Source organism: Brevundimonas naejangsanensis (assembly GCF_000635915.2).
Lineage (GTDB): Bacteria > Pseudomonadota > Alphaproteobacteria > Caulobacterales > Caulobacteraceae > Brevundimonas > Brevundimonas sanguinis.
The window spans coordinates 2529431-2551464 of record NZ_CP015614.1; the positions used below are offsets into that span (position 1 = coordinate 2529431).

The window sequence follows — 22034 nt, forward strand, 5'->3', positions numbered from 1 at the left end:
CGCGATTTCACTTGAGCACGCGCGCCCTTCGGCGGACCCTGCCAGCGTCCGTCGAAGGAGCCTCGTCATGGTCCGCGCCCTCTCTCTTGTTCCCCTGTCCTTGGCCGCCGCCCTGGCGCTGCTGCCGGTGTCGACCGCCGTGGCCGAGACCCAGAAGACCTCCGCCGAACTGAGCCTTGAATCCGCCGCCGCCGTGTTCGAGCGGAAGATGGAGGAGTTCGGCGCTCGGGCGGAACGTATCCAGGCCGACGACAGCCTGAGCGAAACCCAGAAGGGCCTGCGCATCGCCGCCCTGTGGTCGGACTATCAGCCGCACGTCGCCGACTTCACCGCCGAGGCGACGCGCCAGGCGAGCCAGATCGCCCAGGCCGCCCTGGCTGAAATCGACATCGAAGCCGTCGTGCGCGAGGCGACCGCCGGGATCGCCCCGATGGTCGAGGGCCTGTCGACCAACGGCGCCTGGGCCCAGGCCGACCCCGAGCACATGGTCACCTATGGTCTGATCGCCCAGTACGGCATGGATCAGGCCCTGGATGCGATGGACGAGGTCGAAGCCGCCCTGGCCGTCCCGCCCGCGCCGCCCGTCCCGCCGCTTCCCTCTGAAACCTGAGCCGATGACCGCGACGGCTTGACGCAGCGCCCGGCGCGCTCGAAAGGGCCTCATGGCCGCGCTTCCCGTCGATCCGCATCTTTATCTGGCTTTTGTCGGCGTCATGGCCGTGATGGCGGTGACGCCCGGTCCCGCCAACATCTTCGCCGTCGCCACCGGCATGGAGAAGGGCAAGGCCGCCGCCCTGACCGCCGTCGTCGGCATGAACTGCGCCACCCTGGTCTGGTTCGGCGCCGCCGCCCTGGGCCTGGGCGCCCTGGTGATGGCCTTCCCCCAGGTCTTCCGCGTCATCGCCGTCCTGGGTGCCCTCTATGTCGCCTGGCTGGGCGTCAAGGCCCTGCGCGGCGCCTTCGCCACCGCCGCCGAGCCTTCGCACATCGAGGTCAAGCGCGGGCGCAGCGCCCTGATCGACGGCTTCATGGTTCAGATCGCCAACCCCAAGGCCATCCTCTTCTTCACCGCCGTCCTGCCTCCCTTCCTGGACATCAACCGTCCGCTGGCGCCCCAGCTAGCCCTGTTCGCCGTCACCACCGTCGGCATGGATGCGCTGTCGATGAGCGGCTACGGCCTAGGCGGGGCGGCGCTGGCGCGACAGATGACCGCGCCACGTTTCCGCAAAGGGTTCGGCATAGTCGTCGGATGTCTTCTGCTGTTGGCCGCCGTCCTGATCGTCTCGCGTCTGTGAAGCGCGTTTCGGAACTTGGCCGTTCACCCGTCGTTCAGACCGAAGAGCGTTCAGTGAACGCTCAAGGAGAGTTTTCCATGATCAAGCTTCGCAAGACCCCGGTGCTGATCGCCCTGGCGGGCGCGCTCGCCCTCGGCGCGTGCGCAACGGCCACCCCCTACCAGCCTGCCGGCGTGAACGGCCAGCGCGGCGGCTACGCCGAGCAGCGCCTGGAAGCCAACCGCTACGCCGTCAGCTTCTCGGGCAACTCCGTCACCTCGCGCGATCAGGTCGAGATGTCGCTGCTGCTGCGTTCGGCCGAACTGACGGTCGAGAACGGCTATGACTGGTTCGCCACCGTCACCCGCGCCACCGACCGCGACACGCGCTTCTACACGACGCCGGACCCCTTCTACTACGACCGCTACGGTCCCTTCTGGGGTCCGTCCTGGCGCTTCTACCAGCGCGGCTACTGGAGCACCTGGGACCCCTACTGGGGCCGGGACCGCGACATCCGCCAGGTCGACCGCTATGAGGCCACGGCCGAGATCGTCATGGGCCGCGGTCCCAAGCCCGCCGGCGACGTCAACGCCTTCGACGCCCGCGAGGTCATCAACAACCTCGGCCCGCGCGTAATCCGGCCGGTTTCTTAAGTAGGCCGCTAACGCTCGCGACGGGGTCGCTCGCTGCTTGAGCGGCATGAAAGACCGCTATCGCTCACCGCACGGCGGCTCGCTGCTTGAGCGGCGAAGGGCGCGAAAAATGACAACGCCCTCTTCCGTCACCGGAGGCGGGCGTTTCTTTTCCTCCCCATGCAATGGGGAGGGGGACCGCGTAGCGGTGGAGGGGCTGACGACCGCGCCGACAGACGAAGGCGCCGAGAGCTGCGGCCCCCAGCAGCCCCTCCGTCACGTCGCCTTCGGCTCCGCGCCGCCTCCCCATTGGCATGGGGAGGAGAAACGCGCCTCACCCCACGCGCGGGTTCTTCAGACGGCGCTTATTGGCGTGGGTGGCCGGCGCCTTGCCCAGGGCCTCGGGCACCTCGCCCTTGAAGTAGAAGCGCTGCCACGCCTCCTTGGCCGCATCCGGATCGCCCGAGGCCAAGCGGGTGTTGAAGTCCGTCCGCGACCGGTTCCAGGCGTCGAACTGACCCTTCATGCCGGGATTGGATTCCAGCGAACGGATCACCGGCTCGAACGCCTCCACCTTGCGGTGCTCGACCGGCAGGATGAAGCAGAAAGGCTCGCCCTTATCGAAGCGGATCCGGCCCGGCCGCGTGAAGATCCAGTTCATGGTGAAGGGGAACGGCAGCCAATCCGTCTCGATCAGGCCGCTCAGCGGCTGGATGCCGTCCTTGACGTGATTGGGCGACCCCTGCGCGATCAGGCCCCAGCCCGGCGGGGTGCGGAACAGATATTGCGGGTGCATGGTCAGCACCCCGCGCGAGAAGTGCGACGTGACGAAGTGGTCCAGCTCCGGCTGCGGCCGGTCGGGCGTGATGGTGATGTCGTTCTGCGACGGCCCGCCGTTCCACTCGGCGGTGAAGCCGAACGGACACAGGATCTCCCACCCCGTGGTGTTGGCCATGGTCAGCGGCAGACAGCGATAGGGGTGCCGACTGGCGAAGGCGTCCATCCAGTTGCGCGACTGGCGGCCCGGCGCCAGGTCGCACGGACGCGCATTCATCGGATAGCATTCCAGTTCCAAGACGCGGCTCCCCAAGCTTGACGAATGAAGTGACGACCCTGAGGGTCGCCCCTCTCCCCTATCGCCCTCGCCGCCCGCCCGACAAGACCGAGATGACCGCCAACACCGACGCCGCCGCGGAAACCCTGACGCCGTCCGCCCCCGATCCCGCACCCGAGCCCGCTTACGACCGCGCTCAGCTGCTGGCCTGGATGGCCGAGCACGGGATCGCGCAGACCACCCACGACCACCCCGCCGTCTTCCGCGTCGAGGAAGGGCTGGAGCTGAAGGCCGCCCTGCCCGGCGTCCACACCAAGAACCTGTTCCTCAAGGACAAGAAGGGCCGCCTGTGGCTGATCTCGGCGGCCCAGGACACGGTCATCGACCTGAAGCGGGCGCACCGGGCGATGGGCTCGGACCGGCTGTCCTTCGGCAATGAGACCCTGCTGTGGGAGACGCTGGGCGTGCGCCCCGGCTCGGTCACGGCCCTGGGCCTGATCAACGACCTGGAGCGCCGCGTGACCTTCGTGCTGGACCGGCGCCTGTGGGAGGCGGCTGTCGTCAACTTCCATCCCTTGATCAACACCGCGACCACCGCGCTCGATCAGGACAGCTTCCGCCAGGTCCTGACGCAGCTGGGCCGCGACCCGATCGTGGTGGACTTTGGCGCCCTGGATTGAGTGGAGGCGGGCGTCCGTTTCAAGGATTGGGGCCTATGCCGACTTTCGATCCGTTGCGGACCTTTAAAAGACGCCCGCTGGCTGCGCATGGACCGGCTATAGTTTCCTTCTCCCCTTGTGGGAGAAGGTGGGCGCCGTCAGGCGCTCGGATGAGGGGTGTGAACGCCGCCGTGGCGCGTTTTCGTCACAAACCAGCCTGAGCGGACGACGGAGCGCCGACACCCCTCATCCGTCTCGCTACGCGAGCCACCTTCTCCCACAAGGGGAGAAGGATGCGGCAGGGCAATCAACCATCCCCCCTCTGCGCCTGTGCTAGACTGTCTCTCCCGTTGAAGGAGATTTCAGACGATTCAGACGAATTGGACTCTGTTTTTTCCGATCCTCTCGCCTTCCCATGCGGCAAGGCGCGCTTGCGGCTTGATGCGCACGCATCCCGACGCCATCTGATCCGTTATCTTCCTTCGTCTTGCCTTGCGGACCCGACCATGACCTTCGCCGACCCGTCGCTGACCACCCCGCCCGACCTGATCAAGGACGGCACGGACGCCTCCTTCATGCAGGACGTGGTCGAGGCCTCGAAGCATCAGCCGGTCATCGTCGACTTCTGGGCGACCTGGTGCGGTCCGTGCCGCACGCTGGGCCCGGCGCTGGAAAAGGCCGTGCGCGCCGCCAAGGGGGCGGTGAAGATGGTCAAGATCGATGTCGACGCCAACCCGGCCTATGCGGGCCAGCTGCGGGTGCAGTCGATCCCGACCGTCTACGCCTTCGTCAACGGCCAGCCGGTGGACGGCTTCCAGGGCGCCGTGCCCGACAGCCAGATCAAGGCCTTCATCGACAAGCTGACCGGCGGCAAAGGCGTCCACACCGACGTCGAACAGCTGCTGTCGCTGGGCGAGGAGTCGCTGACCCTCAATGATCTGGGCGGCGCCGCTCAGGCCTTCGCTCATGTGCTGACCATGGAGCCGGGCAACCAGAAGGCCATCGCCGGCATGGCCCGCGTCTATCTGGCCGAGGGCGACGCCGAACAGGCCGCCCAGACCATCGCCATGGCGCCCGCCGATTCCGCCGATCCGGCGGTCCAGGCCGTGCGCGCCCAGCTGTCGCTCGCCTCGGCCGCGCCCACCGGCGCGACCGCCGAACTCGAAGCCCGGCTGACCGCCGACAAGAACGACCACGAAGCCCGCTTCGACCTGGCCCAGGCCCTGGCCTCGGCGGGCGACCTGAAAGGGGCGGTCGACCACCTGCTGGCCATCGTTCAGGCCGACCGCGACTGGAACGAACAGGCCGCCCGCAAGCAGCTGCTGACGGTGTTCGAGGCCGCCGGCCCCAACAGCGAAGTCGCCCGCGACGGCCGACGACGCCTGTCCTCCATCCTGTTCTCCTAACGGCGCGATCATGGCTCAGGGCTACGTCAAGGCCAGCGAACTTCCCCAGGTGATCCCGGTCTTTCCGCTGCCGGGATCCATCCTTCTGGCGCGGGGCCAGCTGCCGCTGAACGTGTTCGAGCCGCGCTATCTGAACATGGTGGACGACGCCATGGCGGGGGACCGGATGATCGGCCTGATCCAGCCGGTCGGCGCCGCGGGCGAGAACCCGCCCCTGACCCGCGTCGGCTGCGCCGGGCGGATCACCAGCTTCGCCGAGACGTCGGACGGGCGCTATCTGATCACCCTGACCGGGGTGTGCCGCTTCGCCGTGGCCACCGAGATGCAGGTGCGCACCCCCTATCGTCAGGTGCGCGCCGACTTCCAGCCCTATGAGGCCGACCTGCGCGCGCCCGATCCCGACGAGGCCTTCGATCGCGAGCCCTTCCTGTCGGCCCTGGCGCCCTATCTGTCCGGGCGCGGTCTGGACATCGACTGGGACACCGCCCGCGCCGCCCCGCAGGAGGCGCTGGTCAACAGCCTGGCCATGGGCCTGCCTTTTGATCCGCCCGAAAAACAGGCTCTGCTGGAGGCCCTGACCCTGACCGACCGCGAAGCCGCCCTGACCGCCCTGCTCCGCATCGAAGCCGTCGCCCCCGACGACGACGAGCCGGGTCCGGCGATGCAGTAGTCTCAGCAAGCTCCAGACGCTAAAACGCCACCAACACAGCCGCTCCGTGCGGCAGCAATCCGGGCGCCCGGCGCCCTCAAGCAGCAAGCGCCCGCGGCGCGAGCGATAGGGCACTTAAATTATGAGCGACGCCTTCAACACCCCCGTCTCGGTCGATCCCCGCCTGCTGGAGGTGCTGGTCTGCCCGGTCACGCGCGGCCGCCTGACCTATGACCGCGAGCGCAACGAACTGGTCTCGGCGGGCGCCAAACTGGCCTTCCCCATCCGCGACGGCGTGCCGATCATGCTGGCCGAAGACGCCCGCCCGCTGGATTGAGCCCCATCTCTCCTCCCCATGCAATGGGGAGGGGGACCGCGAAGCGGTGGAGGGGCTAGGCCGGGCGGAACCCAGCGGCCCCTCCGTCACGACGCTACGCGACGCGCCACCTCCCCATTGCATGGGGAGGAGAAGCGGCGAGCGATAGGGCCTCCCTTACAGAGCTTCTCCTCGGAGAAGCCGTGGCAGATCCCCCGTCGCTCCGCCCGCCTCATGCATGAAGGCGCGGCGCAGAGGAGCGATGCGGTTGACCGCCGCCATGCCCAGATCGCGGGCCAGCCGCACCGGGGCGATGTCATTGGAGAACAGGCGCACGAAGCCGTCGAACCCCGCCGCCAGCGCCGCCGTGTCGAACCGGCGCCAGCGGGCGTAGCGCTCCAGCACCAGCTCCGAGCCGATGTCCTCGCCGATGCGCGCGGCCTCGGTCAGCACCTCGGACAGGGCGGCGACATCCTTCAGGCCCATGTTCAAGCCCTGCCCCGCCACCGGGTGCACCCCGTGGGCGGCGTCGCCGATGATGGCAATCCGCGGCGCCGTCAGCCCCTCGGCCAGCTGCAGCGACAGCGGATAGACGAAGCGCGGCCCCTCGATCGTCAGCTCGCCCAGAAAATCGCCGAAGCGGCGCGTCAGATGGGCGTGGAAGGCCTCGTCCGAGGCCGAACGCAGCGCCTCGCCCCGGCGGGTGCTTTCGGTCCAGACCAGATTGGCCCGGTTCTCCGTCAGCGGCAGGATGGCGAAGGGCCCGTCGGGCAGGAAATACTCATGGGCGACGTTGCCGTGCGGCTTGTCCATGCGCACGGTGCAGACGACGCCGCTCTGCTGATAGGTCCAGCCGAAAACGTCGATGCCCGCCGCGCGGCGCACGGTCGAGTTGCGGCCCTCGGCGCCGATCACAAGCGGCGCGGACAGGGTCGACCCGTCCTTTAGCGTCACCCTCGCCCGACCGGGCCCGACCGCCACATCGGCCACGGCGGCGGGGGCGCGGACCTCCAGCCCCTGAGCGTTCACCAGCTCGGCCAGCGCCGAACGCAGGCGGCGGTTCTCAACCATATAGCCCAGCGGCTCGCCGCCATTGCGGTCGCCGATCTCGTCCGCATCGAAGCGGATATAGGACGCCGACGGCTTGCGGCTGGCGGCGCCGGGACGGCGGCCGTCCGTCACCAGGATGCGGTCCATGCGGCAGGCGTGCGGCTCCAGCGCCTCGCCCAGCCCCAGCGCCTTCAACATGCGGAAGTTGGCGTAGGAGATGGCCGTCGCCCGCCCATCGAAGGTCGGGGCCATCTGGGCGTCAAAGGGCTGAGGGTCCACCATGACGGGGCGCAGGCCGCCCTGCGCCGCCGCCAGCGCAAAGGTCGCCCCGACCAGCCCTGCGCCGGCGATGATGATGTCGTAGTCGTCCGATCCGCTCATGACGATGTTCTAGGCCCCTATCGCGCGTCACGCCACCGCAAGCCCGCGCGCTTGCTGGGACATAAGGGCTCATCGCGGCTTGCAAAGGCCAAGCTGGTAAATGCCGCTTTAACCTTCTGGACGGCACAAGGGGTCGGAGTCCCGTTTTCGGAGGTCCGCCTTCATGTCCGCCGCCCTCGCGCTCGGTCAACGCGTCTGGAGCACCGCCCGCATCGTCTGGGCGGCGCCTTTCGCCGTGCGGTTCAGGGGGGTGCTGCAGGCCATGCTGGCCGCGCTGCTGCTGGTGGCCCTGATCTCGTGGAACCCGGCGGACCCCAGCTGGAACGCCGCATCAGCCCAGGCGCCGACCAACTGGCTGGGCGGGGCGGGCGCGACCTTCGCCGATCTGATCATGCAGTCGCTGGGGCTGGCGGCCTGGCCCGCCGTCCTGTTGCTGATCGCCTTCGGGCTGGCCGTGGCCATCGGCGACGCCCTGCAGCACCGCCTGCAGCCGACGCCGTTCAAGATCTTCTGCGCCATAGCCGGCGTTCTGCTGCTGTCGGCCGCCCTGTCGGCCCCGGCGGCGCCCGCCAGATGGCCGCTGGCGGCGGGCATGGGCGGACTGTGGGGCGACGCCGTCACGGGCCTCGCCACCAACGGTCTGGGCGCGCTGAAGGTCCCCGGCGCGCGCATCATCCTGGGCCTGCTGTTCCTGGCGCTGGCGCTGTGGAGCCTGGCCTACACCGTGGGCCTGCGCCTGCGCGACTTCACCGACACCGCCGGCTGGGCCGCCCAGAAGGGCGCCGAAGCCCGCGCCGCCAAGAAGCCGAAACCCGCCAAGCCCGGCAAGACCCCGCGCGCCGTCGCCGAAGCCGCCGCCCCAGCCCGCAAGCCGCGCCATCGCCCGCCCGAGGCGGACGAGATGGAGACCGACGGTCCTCTGTCCGCCCCCGCCCCGGCGGCTTCGGTCGCCGCCGCCTATGACGAGGCCGACGACGCGGACGCCTACACCCCGCCGTGGGAGGACCCGGCGCCCGCGCCGATCGCCCCGCCCTCGGCCCGCCAGAACCGTCCGGCCGAGCCCAAGGTCGCAGCGGTCAAGGCGCCCAAGCCCGTGCGCAGCGACGCCGATCAGCAGGCCTTCGACTTCGCCAATGAGGGCGGCTTCGAGCTGCCGCCGCTGGGCATTCTGGCCAAGCCGGGCCAGCGCGGCGGCGCCGTCGACGAGGAGTCGCTGAAGGCCAACGCCAAGATGCTGGAGGGCGTGCTTCAGGAATTCGGCGTGCGCGGCCAGATCGACCAGATCCGCCCCGGCCCCGTCGTCACTCTGTATGAACTGGTGCCCGCGCCCGGCGTGAAGCACGGCCGCGTCGTGGCCCTGGCGGACGACATCGCCCGCTCCATGTCGGCCCGCGCCTGCCGCATCAGCGTGGTCCAGGGCAGGAACGCCATCGGCATCGAACTGCCCAACGCCAAGCGCGAGACCGTCTTCCTGCGCGACCTGCTGGCCTCGGGCGAATACGACAAGAAGAGCCATCTGCTGCCGCTGGCGCTGGGCGAAACCATCGGCGGCGAGCCCTATGTCGCCGATCTGGCGCGGATGCCCCACCTGCTGATCGCGGGCACCACCGGCTCGGGCAAGTCGGTCGGGGTCAACGCCATGATCCTGTCGATCCTGTATCGCCACTCGCCCGCCGAGTGCCGCTTCATCATGATCGACCCCAAGATGCTGGAGCTGTCGGTCTATGACGGCATCCCGCACCTGCTGGCGCCGGTCGTGACCGATCCCAAGAAGGCGGTCGTGGCCCTGAAGTGGACCGTGCGCGAGATGGAGGACCGCTATCGCCGGATGTCCAAGCTCGGCGTCCGCAACGTCGCCAGCTACAACGAGCGCGCCCGCGAGGCCCAGGACAAGGGCGAGCATTTCGAACGCACCGTTCAGACCGGCTTCGACGAACAGGGCCGCCCGGTCTACGAGAGCGAGAAGATCCGTCCCGAGCCCATGCCCTATCTGGTCGTGGTCATGGACGAGATGGCCGACCTGATGCTGGTCGCCGGCAAGGACGTGGAAGGCGCCGTCCAGCGTCTGGCCCAGATGGCGCGCGCGGCGGGCATCCACCTGATCATGGCCACGCAACGCCCGTCGGTGGACGTCATCACCGGCACCATCAAGGCCAACTTCCCGACCCGGATCTCCTTCCAGGTCACGTCGAAGATCGACAGCCGCACCATCCTGGGCGAACAGGGCGGCGAGCAGCTGCTGGGCCAGGGCGACATGCTCTATATGGCGGGCGGCGGACGCATCACCCGCCTGCACGGCCCCTTCGTCGGCGACCAGGAAGTCGAAGAGGTCTGCAAGCATCTGCGCGCCCAGGCCGAGCCGGAATACCTCGACCTGATCACCGACGAGCCGGACGGCGACGGCGACGGCGCCATGGGCGATGAAGGCGGCGGCACCGGCGACGACCTGTATGACCGCGCCGTGGCTGTGGTCACGCGCGACCGCAAGGCCTCAACTTCTTACGTCCAGCGCCGTCTTCAGATCGGCTACAACCGCGCCGCCACCCTGATCGAACGCATGGAGCAGGAAGGCGTCGTCAGCCCCGCCAACCACGCCGGCAAGCGCGAGGTGCTGGCCGGGCCGCCGCCTATGGTGTGATCGGCTTGGCCGCCGGGCGCTATCGCTCGCCGCGTGGCGGCTCGCTGCTTCAGCGCCAATCACGCGCGCACGCCTGGGAACCCCGCGGTTCAGTCGACGCTTAAACGCCTCGCGTCCTCAAGCAGCGAGCGACCGCGTCGCGAGCGCTAGGACACTAAATCAATGAACGCCGCTTCATCGGAGCGCCGGAATATGGTCAGGCTGGCGTCATCAGCCTGCCGGATGCAGCGCTCAACCTGATCGGGTCCAAGACCGTTCAGAACGGGAGAAGAAAAGACATGAGCATTTCCCGCCGCGCCTTCGGCCTCGGCTCCGCCGCCGTAGTGGCGCTCGCCGCCGCGCCCGCCGCCGTCCTGGCGCAGGCCGGGCTGTCCGCCGAGGATCAGGCCGTGCTGCGTCAGGCCCAGACCTATCTGACCGCCATGACGACGGCTCAAGGGACCTTTGTCGAGACCGGGCCGAACAATCAGCGCCGCACCGGCCGCTACTATCTGCAACGCCCCGGCAAGATGCGGTTTGAATACACCGAGCCCGCAGGCCTGCTGGTGGTGGCCGACGGGAACAACGTCAGTCGCTGGGACCCGCGCCTGAACGTCTTCCGCCAGGCGCCGCTGGGCCAGACGCCGCTATCGACCTTCCTGGCGCGCGAGGTCCGGCTGGATCAGGGCGTCAAGATCGACCGCGTGACGCGCATGGACTCCGGCGCCTTCGCCATCACCGCCCGCGACGCGCGTCGTCCCAACGAAGGATCGGTCATCCTGGCCTTCGCCGGGTCGCCCGTGCGCCTGCAAGAGTGGACCATCACCGACGCCCAAGGCTCGCGCACGCGCGTGCAGCTGACGACGCTGCAGCCCGCGCCCGGCCTGGCCTCCAGCCTTTTCCAGCTGCGCGACCCCACCCGGCGAAACCGGCGCAACTGATCCGGAGGCGAGAGGGAAGCAGGGCGAATTTGTGACAGTTTGACCTTTTTCTCTCGGCGTGACACTTTGGGCACAGGACGGCGGCGGCCGTCCCGCCCGCCACGGATTCATCCCCGCCTGGCGGCGAGAGAGACGAACTTCATGCGCCCGGACGCTGTTCCGGGCGCTTTTTTCGTGGCGTTTAGACCCCGGCGGCATGACCTGCTAAGGCCCCCGGTCATGAGCCTTCGCATCGTCACCTGGAACATCAACTCGGTCCGCCTGCGCATCGATCAGGTCGCCCGTTTCGTCGCCGAACACGCCCCGGACGTCCTGTGTCTGCAGGAGATCAAATGCACCGAGGACCAGTTTCCGCGGCAAGCTTTCATCGACATGGGCCTGCCCTACCTGCGGATCGGCGGCCAGAAGGGCTGGCACGGGGTGGCCATCGCAAGCCGCCTGCCCATCCTTGACAGCCCGAAGCTGGACGTCTGCCGCGAGGGCCACGCCCGCTGCGTCTCGGCCGTGGTCGAAGGGGTGGAGGTGCAGAACTTCTACATTCCAGCGGGCGGGGATCTGCCGGACCGGGCGCTGAACCCCAAGTTCGATCACAAGATGGACTTCTATGAACGGCTGACCGCCGAGATGAAGACCCGCGACCGCCAGCGGCCTCTGGTTCTGGCCGGCGACTTCAACATCGCGCCGGGCGAGAACGACGTCTGGAACCACCGCTTCATGTCCAAGGTGGTCAGCCACACCCCCGGCGAGGTCGAGACCCTGTACCGGCTTCAGGACGCGGGCGGTTTCACCGACGTTCTACGCGATCAGATCCCAGACCCGGTTAAGCTGGCCAGCTGGTGGAGCTATCGCGCCAAGGATTTCCGCAAGTCAAACCGGGGCCTGCGCCTCGATCACCTATGGACCTCGCCGGGCCTGACTCCGGCCGTGGTCAAGGGCAGCGCCCGCATCCTCGACACGGTGCGCGAATGGGAACGGCCCAGCGACCACGCCCCGGTCGTGATGGACCTGGACATCTAAGGCCGCCTCAGAACGGGAAGAAGATCGGGATCGCCGCCATGCCCGTGGCCCAGGTGATCAGGTTCAGCGGCAGGCCGACCTTCACGAAGTCCATGTAGCTGTAATTGCCCATTTGATAGACGAGCACGTTCGTCTGATAGCTGAAGGGCGTGGCGAAGGCGGCCGAGGCCGCCATCATCACCGCCACCAGAAACGGCCGCGCATCCACCCCCAGCGCCGCCGCTATGGCCACGGCTATGGGCGAGAACAGCACCGCCACCGTGGCGTTCGACAGGATGTCCGTCGCGAACAGCGTCACGCCGTAAAACACGAACAGCGCCGCCCACGGCCCATAGGGGCGGATCACGTCGATCAGGGCGTCGGCGCCCGCCTGGGCTAGGCCCGTCACCTCCAGCGACGAGCCGATGACCACCATGCCCGCGACCAACAACAGGATTTCAGGCCTCAGCCCGGCATAGGCCTCCTCGGCGGTGATCACCCGCATCAGGATCAGGGCCACCGCCCCGGCGAAGGCCGAGGCCGCAATGGGCGCCAGGCCAAAGGCCGAGGTGCCGACCACGGCGGCGAAAACGGCCAGAGACGCCAGGGCGCGCTTGAGCTCCAGCGGACGCTCAGCGCCTTTTTCATACAGATCGATATTGCCCAGCACCGCATCGCCCGACCCGCCGGGGCTGGCGCGCTGCTCCATCAGCCACGGCAGACGGAAGGACGACAGCAGGCTGCGCTTGCCCTTACCGGCCTCCTCGGCTTCCCGGCGCGCCGCCATTTCGGCCTCGTCGCGCGCGGCGGTCTTCTCCAGCACGCGCGAGCCGATGAAATACAGATAAAGGCCGCCGACCGTGGCGATGCACAGACCCACGCCCGTGATTTCAAACAGGGAGAAGACCGGCTGACCCGTATTGCGGGCCATGTCGCTGACCAGCAGATTGGTCGAGGTGCCGATCAGGGTCAGCAGCCCCCCCATGATGACCGCATAGCTGAGCGGCATCAGGAATCGCTTGGGCGACAGGCCCAGCGACAGGGCCATATCGCGGACCACCGGCGCCGCCAGCACCACCACCGGCGTATTGTTCAGAAAGCCGCCGACCGCCCCGCACAGGCCGATCACGATCCAAACGGCGTGTCGCCCGAACAGGCGGGTCATGCCCTTGGCCTTGCGGATCAGCCAGGCCAGCAGGCCCGACAGCTCCATGGCATAGGCGATGACGAACAGCCCCGCCAAGGCCATGATGGCCGGGCTGGCGAAGGCGCCCTGAACCTCGACCGGGCGCACCACGCCGAACAGCAGCAGCGCCGCCGCGCCGCTGAGCGCCACCACATCGGAGCGCAGACGTCCATGGATCATCACCCCGACCACGACGACCAGGACGACGAGAGCGATAATCTGGTCCAGCGTCACCCGCGCAAGAGCCCCTGTTCCGCCAGACGCCGGACCCGTTCACGGGCCGGGGCGCCAATCCGTCATTCCCGTGTTAGGCTGCTTCCATGTCGATCACAACGACCCGTCTCGCCGCGCCGATCGCCCTGGCGGCCGCCCTGCCCCTTCTGGCGTCGTGCCAGAAGCCGTCCGAGCCCGCCGCGCCCGAAGCTCCGGCGCCTGCCCCGCCCACGGTCGTGCTGGACTCAACCCTGAACCGCGCCGCCCTGCTGGCCGCCCTGACCGAAGCGAGAACCGCCACGGCCGACGGCCGCGTCCGCGACGCGGCCCTCAGCGGACGGACCGTGTCGGTGCGCCTTCCATTCGGATGCGAGGGCGCAGCACCGGCCGAACGGACGCAGCCGGGCCTGCCGGCGCTGGTGCGCGGCGACGACGGCAGCCTGATGCTGAGAGTTCTGCCCGAGGATCTCGCCACGTCCGGCCTGGTCGTCACTGCGGGCGCGGACGACGCGGCGCCTCCCAGTGCCTGGGAAGCGGTCGAAGGCTTCTGGATCGCCCGTCCCTGGAGCGGGCTGGAAACCTGTCGCCCCGGCGAGACCGCGCCGACGGCGCGCCAGCCAGCGCAAGACGCTGAAGCAGAAAGCAGGTCCGAGGCCGACGGTGTCGTTTCGCCTGCGGCTCAGCCGTCCGTTCAGACGGAACGCACCTCAGGGCTGGCCGCTGTGTTCGAGACGGACGGCTCGCGCCTGGGCCGCCGTCAGGGTCAGGCCTATGTCCACGTCATTCGGGGAGACAAGGGCGTCGCTCCGACGCCGGCGCCGGGCGGCTATGCGCTGCGGCTGGAAGGGCGGCTGACCGCCTTTGCGGACGGAAAGGCCGTCCACTGCGTCCAGAAGGACGCCGAAAGCCGTCCGGTCTGCGTCGCCGCCCTGCGGCTGGACCGGCTGGCCTTCGAGGATGGAGCCACGGGCGCCCTTCTCAGCGAATGGCGCCCGCGTTGAGCTGATGTCAGGCAGCGCCCAAAAGGGCGGCGCCGGCCAGGACGCCCAGCAGGATCAGGGTGACGCTGCCGGTGAAGACGACGACGCCTTCGAACGAGAAGCCCGAAGCGCGGGGATGCACGAGTTTCATGATTGAGTTCCTTTCGGCGGGGGAGATCCGAACGGTCTCAAGATAGGAAGCACGACCGCGAACGACAAACCACGGTTCGGCTGCATCGCGTGAGCTTAACTCACCTGATCCGGCTCTGCGTCCCGATCTGGCCGCGATTCCGCCACGATCCAGTTGAGGAAGCGGCGCAGCTTCGGCTCATCGGCGCGTTCGGGCAGGACCACGGCCCAATAGGCCAGATCATTGGTCAGGGCGTGGTCGACCGGCTGGATCAGCCGCCCTTCGCGGAGCTCCTCCGCCGCCAGGGGCGCCGAGGTCAGGGCCACGCCCCGCCCCGACAGGGCGGCCTCCAGCGCCAGGTGACTGTGGCTGAAGTGGGGGCCGCGCAGATGGTTCACGCGCGGATCCTCGACCCCGGCGCTTTCGAACCAGGCCTTCCAGCCCAGTCGGTTCGCATAGGGCATGTCGTGCCAGGTCTCGTGAATCAGCACCACGTCCAGCAGATCGGACGGCTGGTTCAACCGCCGCGCGGCGGCGAAGGACGGGGCGCAGACCGGGATCAGGCGCTCATTGACCAGCCGCCGCGCCACCTTGCCCGGATAAGGGCCTTCGCCATAGCGCAGCGCCACGTCCGCCTCGCCGTTCGACAGGTCGGCGATGCGGTCCTCGGCGAAGACGATCAGGTCGAGGTCGGGATTGTCTTCGCTGAACCGGTGCAGACGCGGCGACAGCCATTTGCTGGCCAGGGACGGCAGGGCGCTGATCCGCAACTGGCGCGAACGGCCGGGCCGCACGGCGTCCAAGGCGCTTTCCAGCCGCTCGAAGGCGTCGGCGACGCCCTGGGCCAGGCGCACGCCGTCGGCGGTCAGCCGCACCGAGCGGTTGAAGCGGTCGAACAGGCGCAGGCCCAGCCGCATCTCCAGCGCCTTCACATGGCGGCTGACGGCGCCGGGGGTGACGCCCAGCTCCTCGGCCGCCTCACGGAAGCTGCCGTGGCGCGCCGCCGCGTCGAACGCCCGAAGCGCCACCAGCGGCGGGGTCGGGCGACGCTCGCTCATGCGTGGATCAAGGCTGGAGGCGGTAGCCGCCGGCGTCGGTCAACAGCAGCCGCGCCTGACCCGGCTCGGCCTCGATCTTCTGACGCAGGCGGTAGATATGGGTTTCCAGCGTGTGGGTGGTGACCCCGGCGTTGTAGCCCCACACCTCGGTCAGCAGCTCTTCGCGCGACACCGGCTTGGCCCCGGCGCGATAGAGGTACTTCAGGATGTTGGTTTCCTTTTCCGTCAGTCGGACCTTCTTGCCCTTGTCGTCCACCATCAGCTTGGAGGCCGGACGGAACTCATAGGGGCCGACCTGGAAGACGGCGTCCTCGGACTGTTCGTGGCTGCGCAGATGGGCGCGGATGCGCGCCAGCAGGACGGCGAACCGGAAGGGCTTGGTGACGTAGTCGTTGGCGCCGGAGTCGAGGCCCAGAATGGCGTCGGAGTCCGACGACTGCGCCGTCAGCATGATGACCGGGGTCGAGATCCCCGCCTTGCGGATCAGGCGACAGGCCTCGCGGCCGTCCATGTCGGGCAGGTCGACGTCCAGCAGGATGAGGTCGGCGCGCGCCTCCTTGGCCTGACGCACGCCGTCGGTCGCCGTCGCGGCCTGGGCCGGGCGGAATTCCTCGTGAAGCGCCAGCTGCTCGGCCAAGGCCTCGCGCAGGTCGTCGTCGTCGTCGATGATCAGAATGGTCTTGGGCGTGCGCATGGTCTCTTTAGAATGGCGAGGCTTGAGCCGAACGCCAAGGGCGCCGGACAGGATATTGCGTCCTAAGAGGGCGCCGGCGCTTTATTTCGTTCCCCGAACAGAGCCGAACCGACCCGAACATGGGTCGCGCCCGCCGCGATGGCTGCAAGATAATCGCCGCTCATGCCCATCGACAGCACGCCCAGGCCGTTGCGCGCTGCGATCGCGGCCAGCAGGGCGAAATGCGGAGCGGGGTCTTCATCAACAGGGGGAATGCACATCAGCCCCTCGACCTTCAGGCCGTATCGGTCGCGGGCGACGGCGATCAGGGCGTCGGCGTCGTCGGGCAGAACCCCGGCCTTCTGCGGCTCGGCGCCGGTGTTGACCTGAACCAGCACGCTGGGGCGCCGCCCCGCCCGCGTCATGGCGGCCGCTAAAGCGGCGGCGAGCCGTTCGCGGTCCAGCGTCTCGATGACGTCGAACAGTTCGACCGCTTCCAGCGCCTTATTGGTCTGCAAAGGGCCGATCAGGCGCAGCTCCAGATCCGGCAGGGCGGCGCGCCGGGCCGCCCAGTGGCCTTGCGCCTCCTGCACCCGGTTCTCGCCGAACACGCGCTGGCCGGCGTCCAGCGCCGCCTGCAGCGCCTCGGGCCCTTGGGTCTTGGACACGGCGGTCAGCCCCACCGAGGCCGGGTCGCGGCCGGCCGCCTTGGCCGCCTCGGCGATGCGGCCCCGCACCTGGGCGAAGCGGTCAGCGATGGACGAAACGGCGGCGGCGGGATTAGGGACGGTCATGATGCCCCTGTCTGACACCCTGTCCGAAGAAGCGCAAAGCCTGTGGGACGCCGCTTGCGCCCTGGCGCGCACGGCGCCGCAGGGCGGCCGCCCCCTGCCCCCTCTGCTGTTCTTCACCGACCCGGCGCGCACGCCCCGACCGTGGGAGACGGCCGCCCGCCTGCCTGCCGGCGCAGGCGTGGTCTTCCGTCACTTCGGCGCCGCGGATCGACTGGAGACCGGACGGCGCCTGCGCGAGGCGACGCACAGGGCGGCGGTTCGGCTGCTGGTAGGACTGGACGCCGACCTGGCAGAGCAGATCGAAGCGGACGGCGTGCACCTGCCCGAGCGGGCGCTGTCGGCCGCCTGGTCCCTGTCGGGACGACGGCCGGACTGGCTGCTGACCGGGGCGGCCCATTCCCCGGCAGCGGTGCGGGGGGCGCGCGATCTGCACGCCCTTGTGCTCTCGCCGGTCTTTCCGGCGGGCGGCGCTTCTTCAGTCAAAGCGCCGCTGGGCGTAGAGGGATTTTCGGCTCTTGCCGCCCTAGCCCTCTGCCCGGTCTACGCCCTGGGCGGGATCACGGCGCTCAATGCGCCGCTATTGGCGGCGTCGGGGGCATCCGGCCTGGCGGGCGTAGAGGCGATCCAGACGGCTTTCGCCGGTTAGGGCTTAGAACTTGAAGATGGTCTCGAGCCGCACGCGCGGCGCGGCGCGGCGGTCGGCGGCGCTTTCGGGCGCGCGGGCCGGGTCGACTTCAGGCGAGGCCAGGTTGGCGGCGGCGCCGACGCGCAGGCGCGGGCTGAGGCGGTAATAGGCCCCGGCCTCGACATCGCCCCAGTCGGCTTCGCGGCCGACCGGCTGGTTCAGGTTGAAGTTCAGGCCCCAGCGGCCGTTCTCGTTGAAGCGCAGGCCGCGGCGCTGGGCCGGGGTCGCAGGCGTGGTCGAGGACTGGGCGGCGATATCGCTGAGATTGACGGAAGGCGTGCGGGCGCGCGTCTGCGCCGAGGCGTCGTCCGCCATCCCGGCCAAGGCCAGGGCGCCCGCGCATGCAGCGATGACGGCGACGAAACGCATTCCACCTACCCAAAAAGACCGACTTGAGCCGTCGATCCGTTATTGACGAGCCGGAACCGTCCGACCTGGGGATAACATATGGACTCGCGCCCCGGGGTCAACGCATGGAAGCCCCGCGATCACGGTTCGGGGCGACTCCGCCGGCCCCTGTGGCGCCTGCGTCACGCCGTTCCGGCCTTTTGCCGTCGATATTGGCGGCCAGGAACGCCGGTTCGCCTTGTCATAGCCCCTTTTGAGCGTGTTATAGAGCGTCGCTGCGGCGCGTGCGCGCGCGGTCTCTTTCGATGATCGCCCCTCGGGGGCCTTTCGGAAGCGCCCGGCGTACGTCGTCCACCCCTTTACGGAGACTATGGAATGGCTCTTGTTCGCGGCGCTGCGGTCGCCCTGATCGCCTCGGGACTGCTGCTCGGCGGCTGCTCCAGCCTGCCCTTCGTCGGCGGCGGCTCCAAGGCCAAGACGCCCAGCATGGAAGCCCAGCTGGGCATCGGCGTGAACGCCTATCTGTGGCGCGCCACCCTGGACACCCTGTCCTTCATGCCGCTGGCCAGCGCCGACCCCTGGGGCGGGGTGGTGAACTATGACTGGTACGTCAATCCGCAGACGCCGAACGAGCGTTTCAAGGCCACCGTCTTCATCCTGGACCGCCGTCTGCGCGCCGACGCCCTGAACGTCGCCGTGACCAAGGAAGTCAAGGACGCCTCGGGCGGCTGGGTTTCGGCCCCGGTCGCGGCCCAGACCGAAACCGATCTGGAAAACGCCATCCTGACCAAGGCGCGCCAGCTCAACCTCGCCAACGCGGCCCGTCGCTAAGGCGCCGCCTCTCCTCCCCTTCGCCGTTCAACGCAGACCTCAGGGCCGCCTCAAGCTTCGCGCCTGAGGCGAGACCTCAGGATACGCCGTGGCCCGCTACGAGCCCAAGACAGCCGAACCCCGCCAGCAGGCCCGATGGGCCGAGGCCGACGCCTTCTCGGTGTCCAACGCCGACACCGGCCGTCCGAAATACTATGTGCTGGAGATGTTCCCCTATCCGTCGGGCAACATCCACATGGGCCACGCCCGCAACTACGTCATGGGCGACGTCGTGGCGCGCTGGAAGCGGGCGCAGGGCTTCGACGTGCTGCACCCGATGGGCTGGGACGCCTTCGGCATGCCGGCCGAGAACGCGGCCATGGAGCGCGGCGTCCACCCCGGCGACTGGACCTGGTCCAACATCGCCACGATGCGCGGCCAACTCAAGCTTCTGGGCCTGTCGCTGGACTGGTCGCGCGAGTTCGCCACCTGCGACCCCGAATACTATGGCAAGCAGCAGGCCTGGTTCCTGGAGCTTTTCAAGCGCGGCCTGGTCTATCGCAAGGACGGCGTGGTCAACTGGGACCCGGTCGACAACACCGTCCTGGCCAATGAGCAGGTCATCGACGGGCGCGGCTGGCGCTCGGGCGCCGTGATCGAGAAGCGCAAGCTGAACCAGTGGTTCCTGCGCATTACTCAGTATGCGGACGATCTGATCGACGGCCTGGCCGAGCTGGAAGGCCGCTGGCCGGAAAAAGTCCGCCTGATGCAGGAAAACTGGATCGGCCGGTCCAAGGGCCTGCAGATGAAGTGGGCCTGGGCGGGCGCCGCCCCGGCTGGTTTCGATGACGGACTGGAGATCTACACCACCCGCCCCGACACATTGTTCGGCGCCAGCTTCATGGGTCTGGCCCCCGATCATCCGATCTCGAAGCAACTGGCCGAGGCCGACCCCAAGGTCGCCGCCTTCGTCGCAGAATGCCGCAAGGGCGGCGCCAGCCAGGCCGACATCGAACAGGCCGAGAAGATCGGCTGGGATACGGGGCTGAAGGTCATCCACCCCTTCACCGGCGCCGAGGTCTCGGTGTGGATCGCCAACTTCATCCTGTCCGACTACGGCACCGGCGCCATCTTCGCCTGTCCGGCGCATGACCAGCGCGACCTGGACTTCGCCCGCAAATACGATCTGCCGGTGATCCCGGTCGTCCGTCCCGAGGGCGCGGGCGACGACTTCGCCGTGGGCGACGAGGCCTATACCGGCCCGGGCGTCATCTTCCATTCCGACTTCCTGAACGGCCTGGACATCGAGGCCGCCAAGGCCGAGGCCATCCGCCGGATCGAGGCCGCCGGAACCGGCCAGGGCGCGACCATCTATCGTCTGCGCGACTGGGGCGTCAGCCGTCAGCGCTACTGGGGCTGCCCCATCCCGGTCATCCACTGCGAGGCCTGCGGCGTCGTGCCGGTCCCGGCCGACCAGCTGCCGGTCGAACTGCCCAAGGACGTCACCTTCGACGTGCCCGGCAACCCGCTGGACCGTCACCCGACCTGGAAGCATGTCGACTGTCCGTCGTGCGGCGCCGCCGCCCGGCGCGAGACCGACACGCTGGACACCTTCGTGGACTCCAGTTGGTATTTCGCCCGCTTCGCCGATCCCAAGGCGGCCGAGCCGATCAATAAGGCCGCCGCCGCCAAATGGCTGCCGGTCGATCAGTACATCGGCGGCGTCGAGCACGCGGTCCTGCACCTGCTCTACGCCCGCTTCATCACCCGCGCCCTGTCGGACGCCGGCCTGATGGACGTGAAGGAGCCGTTCGCGGGCCTGTTCACGCAAGGCATGGTGGTCCACGAGACCTATTTCGACGGCCATGAAGACAGCGGCAAGCCGCGCTGGGTCGAGCCTTCGGACGTGCGCATCGAGACCGTGGACGGCCAGCGCGTCGCCACCCGCCTGTCGACCGGCGCCGCCCTGACGATCGGCGACATCGAAAAGATGTCCAAGTCCAAGAAGAACGTGGTCGCGCCCCAGGACATCATCACCGCCTATGGGGTGGACGCCGGCCGCCTGTTCATCCTGTCTGACAGCCCGCCCGAGCGCGACATCCAGTGGTCGACCGGCGGGGTCGAGGGCGCCGCCCGCTTCGTGCAGCGCGTCTGGGGCGAATACGCCTCATACGACGCCGCCGCTCCGGCCAACGCCGATGTAGACGCCACCCTGATCCGCGAGACGCACAAGGCCATCAAGGCCGTCAGCGAGGGCGTCGAGCACTTCCGCTTCAACTCGGCCGTGGCCAAGCTCTACGCCTTCCTGGCCACCATCCGCCAGCACGACAAGGCGGGCGCCGAGGCGAAGAAGACCGCCCTGTCCGCCCTGGCGCGGCTGATGGCGCCCTTCACCCCGCACCTGGCCGAGGAATGCTGGACCCAGTTGGGCGAGGCCGGAATGGTTCTGGACGCGCCCTGGCCCGTCTATGACCCGGCCCTGGCCGCCGACGACCAGGTCACCCTGCCCGTCCAGATCGGCGGCAAGCGTCGCGGCGAGGTCGTCCTGCCGCGCGGTTCGGACAATGCGACGGTCGAGGCCGCCGCTCTCGCCAATCCGACGGTTCAGGCCTACCTTGCCGCCAACAACCTCAGCATCCGCAAGGTGGTCGTCGTGCCTGACCGTATCGTCAATCTGGTGGCCGGCTGATGCGCAGCGGGCGTCGTCTCCTGCTGGCGCTGGCCGGGACGGTTCTGCTGTCCGGCTGCGGCTTTACGCCCCTGTATGGCGAAGCGGGGGTCAGCGGCGCCCTGTCGCGCATCGCCGTAACGACGCCCGACGACCGGCTGGGCTATCGCCTGCGCGAACAGCTGGAGGACGCCTTCGGACGCGACGGCGCCCAGGCGCCGCTCTATCGCCTGGCCACCGACGTCGAGCACAAGCGCCGCCCGCTGGGCCGCCGCATCGACGACACCGCCAGCCGCTATGAACTGACCGTCAGGGCCGCCTGGTCCCTGACCCCCGTCGCGGGCGGCGAAACCCTCAAGGGCGTGCAGACCACCACGATCACCTACGCCGCCGCCGACCAGCCCTACGCCGCCATCGCCGCCCAGCAGGACGGCGAGGACCGCGCCGCCGCCGATCTGGCCCGACTGATCCGCCTGGACATGATGCGCGTCCTGGCGGGGCGTTGAAGGCCGGC

At 68.9% G+C, this 22034-nt stretch carries 23 protein-coding genes; 15 read left to right on the forward strand and 8 right to left on the reverse strand.

Annotated features, from left to right (window positions below):
- Window positions 1–67: 67 nt before the first annotated feature.
- From DA69_RS12135 to DA69_RS12145, 3 genes are all read left to right on the forward strand, one after another.
- The gene (locus DA69_RS12135) at window positions 68–610 is read left to right on the forward strand and encodes a hypothetical protein (protein WP_025976456.1); all 543 of its coding nucleotides are present in this window, start codon (window positions 68–70) and stop codon (window positions 608–610) included.
- 52 nt (window positions 611–662) lie between these two features.
- Entirely contained in the window at window positions 663–1295 is a 633-nt protein-coding gene (locus DA69_RS12140) for a LysE family translocator (protein WP_025976455.1), read from the forward strand.
- 77 nt (window positions 1296–1372) lie between these two features.
- Window positions 1373–1927: a CC0125/CC1285 family lipoprotein gene (locus tag DA69_RS12145; RefSeq protein WP_025976454.1), complete on the forward strand. Its 555-nt coding sequence runs from the start codon at window positions 1373–1375 to the stop codon at window positions 1925–1927.
- 313 nt (window positions 1928–2240) lie between these two features.
- On the opposite strand, the gene DA69_RS12150 is transcribed toward DA69_RS12145, so the two are convergent.
- Entirely contained in the window at window positions 2241–2981 is a 741-nt protein-coding gene (locus DA69_RS12150; protein ID WP_025976453.1) for a DUF6065 family protein, read from the reverse strand.
- 191 nt (window positions 2982–3172) lie between these two features.
- On the opposite strand from DA69_RS12150, the gene DA69_RS12155 reads away from it, so the two are divergent.
- The 4 genes from DA69_RS12155 (at window position 3173) to DA69_RS12170 (ending at window position 6011) form a co-directional block, all read left to right on the forward strand.
- The gene (locus tag DA69_RS12155; RefSeq protein ID WP_029972333.1) at window positions 3173–3640 is read left to right on the forward strand and encodes a prolyl-tRNA synthetase associated domain-containing protein; all 468 of its coding nucleotides are present in this window, start codon (window positions 3173–3175) and stop codon (window positions 3638–3640) included.
- 485 nt (window positions 3641–4125) lie between these two features.
- Window positions 4126–5025: a thioredoxin gene (gene trxA / locus DA69_RS12160; RefSeq protein ID WP_025976451.1), complete on the forward strand. Its 900-nt coding sequence runs from the start codon at window positions 4126–4128 to the stop codon at window positions 5023–5025.
- A gap of 10 nt (window positions 5026–5035) precedes the next feature.
- On the forward strand, window positions 5036–5695 hold the full coding sequence (locus tag DA69_RS12165) for an LON peptidase substrate-binding domain-containing protein (RefSeq protein ID WP_025976450.1): 660 nt from the start codon (window positions 5036–5038) through the stop codon (window positions 5693–5695).
- A 121-nt stretch (window positions 5696–5816) separates the two neighbouring features.
- The gene (locus DA69_RS12170) at window positions 5817–6011 is read left to right on the forward strand and encodes a Trm112 family protein (RefSeq protein WP_003166576.1); all 195 of its coding nucleotides are present in this window, start codon (window positions 5817–5819) and stop codon (window positions 6009–6011) included.
- Window positions 6012–6167: 156 nt separating this feature from the next.
- Here DA69_RS12170 and DA69_RS12175 read toward each other — a convergent pair whose 3' ends face one another.
- The gene (locus DA69_RS12175) at window positions 6168–7421 is read right to left on the reverse strand and encodes a UbiH/UbiF/VisC/COQ6 family ubiquinone biosynthesis hydroxylase (RefSeq protein WP_025976449.1); all 1254 of its coding nucleotides are present in this window, start codon (window positions 7419–7421) and stop codon (window positions 6168–6170) included.
- Window positions 7422–7584: 163 nt separating this feature from the next.
- Between DA69_RS12175 and DA69_RS12180 the strand changes: the two genes are divergently transcribed.
- The 3 genes from DA69_RS12180 to xth all read left to right on the forward strand — a co-directional run bounded on the left by DA69_RS12180 (window position 7585) and on the right by xth (window position 11996).
- The gene (locus tag DA69_RS12180) at window positions 7585–10059 is read left to right on the forward strand and encodes an FtsK/SpoIIIE family DNA translocase (protein WP_025976448.1); all 2475 of its coding nucleotides are present in this window, start codon (window positions 7585–7587) and stop codon (window positions 10057–10059) included.
- A 278-nt stretch (window positions 10060–10337) separates the two neighbouring features.
- Window positions 10338–10979 carry a LolA family protein gene (locus DA69_RS12185; protein ID WP_025976447.1) on the forward strand — a complete coding sequence of 214 codons (642 nt, stop codon included), beginning with the start codon at window positions 10338–10340 and terminating at the stop codon, window positions 10977–10979.
- A gap of 219 nt (window positions 10980–11198) precedes the next feature.
- The gene (xth, locus tag DA69_RS12190) at window positions 11199–11996 is read left to right on the forward strand and encodes an exodeoxyribonuclease III (RefSeq protein WP_025976446.1); all 798 of its coding nucleotides are present in this window, start codon (window positions 11199–11201) and stop codon (window positions 11994–11996) included.
- 7 nt (window positions 11997–12003) lie between these two features.
- Here xth and DA69_RS12195 read toward each other — a convergent pair whose 3' ends face one another.
- Complete coding sequence (locus DA69_RS12195; protein ID WP_025976445.1) at window positions 12004–13395, reverse strand: SLC13 family permease; 1392 nt, start codon at window positions 13393–13395, stop codon at window positions 12004–12006.
- 86 nt (window positions 13396–13481) lie between these two features.
- Between DA69_RS12195 and DA69_RS12200 the strand changes: the two genes are divergently transcribed.
- A complete protein-coding gene (locus DA69_RS12200) occupies window positions 13482–14375 on the forward strand; it encodes a hypothetical protein (protein WP_025976444.1) in 894 nt (297 codons plus the stop codon).
- A gap of 7 nt (window positions 14376–14382) precedes the next feature.
- On the opposite strand, the gene DA69_RS15035 is transcribed toward DA69_RS12200, so the two are convergent.
- The 4 genes from DA69_RS15035 to DA69_RS12215 form a co-directional block, all read right to left on the reverse strand.
- Complete coding sequence (locus DA69_RS15035) at window positions 14383–14505, reverse strand: hypothetical protein (RefSeq protein WP_003168275.1); 123 nt, start codon at window positions 14503–14505, stop codon at window positions 14383–14385.
- Between the two features lie 95 nt (window positions 14506–14600).
- Window positions 14601–15542 (reverse strand): transcriptional regulator GcvA, encoded by a 942-nt coding sequence (gcvA, locus tag DA69_RS12205; RefSeq protein ID WP_025976443.1) that lies wholly within the window; start codon window positions 15540–15542, stop codon window positions 14601–14603.
- 7 nt (window positions 15543–15549) lie between these two features.
- Window positions 15550–16236, reverse strand: a complete 687-nt coding sequence (locus DA69_RS12210; protein WP_003168277.1) for a response regulator transcription factor — start codon at window positions 16234–16236, stop codon at window positions 15550–15552.
- Window positions 16237–16298: 62 nt separating this feature from the next.
- Window positions 16299–17009, reverse strand: coding sequence for a YggS family pyridoxal phosphate-dependent enzyme (locus DA69_RS12215; RefSeq protein ID WP_025976442.1), 711 nt, complete (start codon window positions 17007–17009; stop codon window positions 16299–16301).
- Here DA69_RS12215 and DA69_RS12220 point away from each other — a divergent pair.
- On the forward strand, window positions 17008–17655 hold the full coding sequence (locus DA69_RS12220) for a thiamine phosphate synthase (RefSeq protein WP_235599160.1): 648 nt from the start codon (window positions 17008–17010) through the stop codon (window positions 17653–17655). The two genes, DA69_RS12215 and DA69_RS12220, sit on opposite strands and share 2 nt — an antisense overlap.
- A gap of 3 nt (window positions 17656–17658) precedes the next feature.
- Here the strand turns inward: DA69_RS12220 and DA69_RS12225 are convergent, their stop codons facing one another.
- Entirely contained in the window at window positions 17659–18063 is a 405-nt protein-coding gene (locus tag DA69_RS12225) for an NtrZ family periplasmic regulatory protein (RefSeq protein ID WP_025976440.1), read from the reverse strand.
- Between the two features lie 354 nt (window positions 18064–18417).
- On the opposite strand from DA69_RS12225, the gene DA69_RS12230 reads away from it, so the two are divergent.
- From DA69_RS12230 to lptE, 3 genes are all read left to right on the forward strand, one after another.
- The gene (locus DA69_RS12230; protein WP_025976439.1) at window positions 18418–18873 is read left to right on the forward strand and encodes a DUF3576 domain-containing protein; all 456 of its coding nucleotides are present in this window, start codon (window positions 18418–18420) and stop codon (window positions 18871–18873) included.
- Between the two features lie 88 nt (window positions 18874–18961).
- The gene (gene leuS / locus DA69_RS12235; protein ID WP_025976438.1) at window positions 18962–21541 is read left to right on the forward strand and encodes a leucine--tRNA ligase; all 2580 of its coding nucleotides are present in this window, start codon (window positions 18962–18964) and stop codon (window positions 21539–21541) included.
- The gene (lptE, locus tag DA69_RS12240; protein ID WP_029972332.1) at window positions 21541–22026 is read left to right on the forward strand and encodes an LPS assembly lipoprotein LptE; all 486 of its coding nucleotides are present in this window, start codon (window positions 21541–21543) and stop codon (window positions 22024–22026) included. Before leuS ends, lptE begins: the two co-directional genes overlap by 1 nt.
- Window positions 22027–22034 lie beyond the last annotated feature (8 nt).

Excerpts from the sequence above, each read along its gene's own strand:
- xth (WP_025976446.1), top strand. The coding sequence starts at position 11,199 with ATGAGCCTTCGCATCGTCACCTGGAACATCAACTCGGTCCGCCTGCGC.
- DA69_RS12215 (WP_025976442.1), bottom strand. The coding sequence starts at position 17,009 with ATGACCGTCCCTAATCCCGCCGCCGCCGTTTCGTCCATCGCTGACCGC.
- DA69_RS12200 (WP_025976444.1), top strand. The coding sequence starts at position 13,482 with ATGTCGATCACAACGACCCGTCTCGCCGCGCCGATCGCCCTGGCGGCC.
- DA69_RS12135 (WP_025976456.1), top strand. The coding sequence starts at position 68 with ATGGTCCGCGCCCTCTCTCTTGTTCCCCTGTCCTTGGCCGCCGCCCTG.
- DA69_RS12230 (WP_025976439.1), top strand. The coding sequence starts at position 18,418 with ATGGCTCTTGTTCGCGGCGCTGCGGTCGCCCTGATCGCCTCGGGACTG.
- gcvA (WP_025976443.1), bottom strand. The coding sequence starts at position 15,542 with ATGAGCGAGCGTCGCCCGACCCCGCCGCTGGTGGCGCTTCGGGCGTTC.
- DA69_RS12140 (WP_025976455.1), top strand. The coding sequence starts at position 663 with ATGGCCGCGCTTCCCGTCGATCCGCATCTTTATCTGGCTTTTGTCGGC.
- DA69_RS12175 (WP_025976449.1), bottom strand. The coding sequence starts at position 7,421 with ATGAGCGGATCGGACGACTACGACATCATCATCGCCGGCGCAGGGCTG.
- lptE (WP_029972332.1), top strand. The coding sequence starts at position 21,541 with ATGCGCAGCGGGCGTCGTCTCCTGCTGGCGCTGGCCGGGACGGTTCTG.
- DA69_RS12185 (WP_025976447.1), top strand. The coding sequence starts at position 10,338 with ATGAGCATTTCCCGCCGCGCCTTCGGCCTCGGCTCCGCCGCCGTAGTG.
- DA69_RS12165 (WP_025976450.1), top strand. The coding sequence starts at position 5,036 with ATGGCTCAGGGCTACGTCAAGGCCAGCGAACTTCCCCAGGTGATCCCG.
- DA69_RS15035 (WP_003168275.1), bottom strand. The coding sequence starts at position 14,505 with ATGAAACTCGTGCATCCCCGCGCTTCGGGCTTCTCGTTCGAAGGCGTC.
- DA69_RS12170 (WP_003166576.1), top strand. The coding sequence starts at position 5,817 with ATGAGCGACGCCTTCAACACCCCCGTCTCGGTCGATCCCCGCCTGCTG.
- DA69_RS12145 (WP_025976454.1), top strand. The coding sequence starts at position 1,373 with ATGATCAAGCTTCGCAAGACCCCGGTGCTGATCGCCCTGGCGGGCGCG.
- DA69_RS12220 (WP_235599160.1), top strand. The coding sequence starts at position 17,008 with ATGATGCCCCTGTCTGACACCCTGTCCGAAGAAGCGCAAAGCCTGTGG.
- DA69_RS12210 (WP_003168277.1), bottom strand. The coding sequence starts at position 16,236 with ATGCGCACGCCCAAGACCATTCTGATCATCGACGACGACGACGACCTG.
- DA69_RS12180 (WP_025976448.1), top strand. The coding sequence starts at position 7,585 with ATGTCCGCCGCCCTCGCGCTCGGTCAACGCGTCTGGAGCACCGCCCGC.
- DA69_RS12225 (WP_025976440.1), bottom strand. The coding sequence starts at position 18,063 with ATGCGTTTCGTCGCCGTCATCGCTGCATGCGCGGGCGCCCTGGCCTTG.
- trxA (WP_025976451.1), top strand. The coding sequence starts at position 4,126 with ATGACCTTCGCCGACCCGTCGCTGACCACCCCGCCCGACCTGATCAAG.
- DA69_RS12155 (WP_029972333.1), top strand. The coding sequence starts at position 3,173 with ATGGCCGAGCACGGGATCGCGCAGACCACCCACGACCACCCCGCCGTC.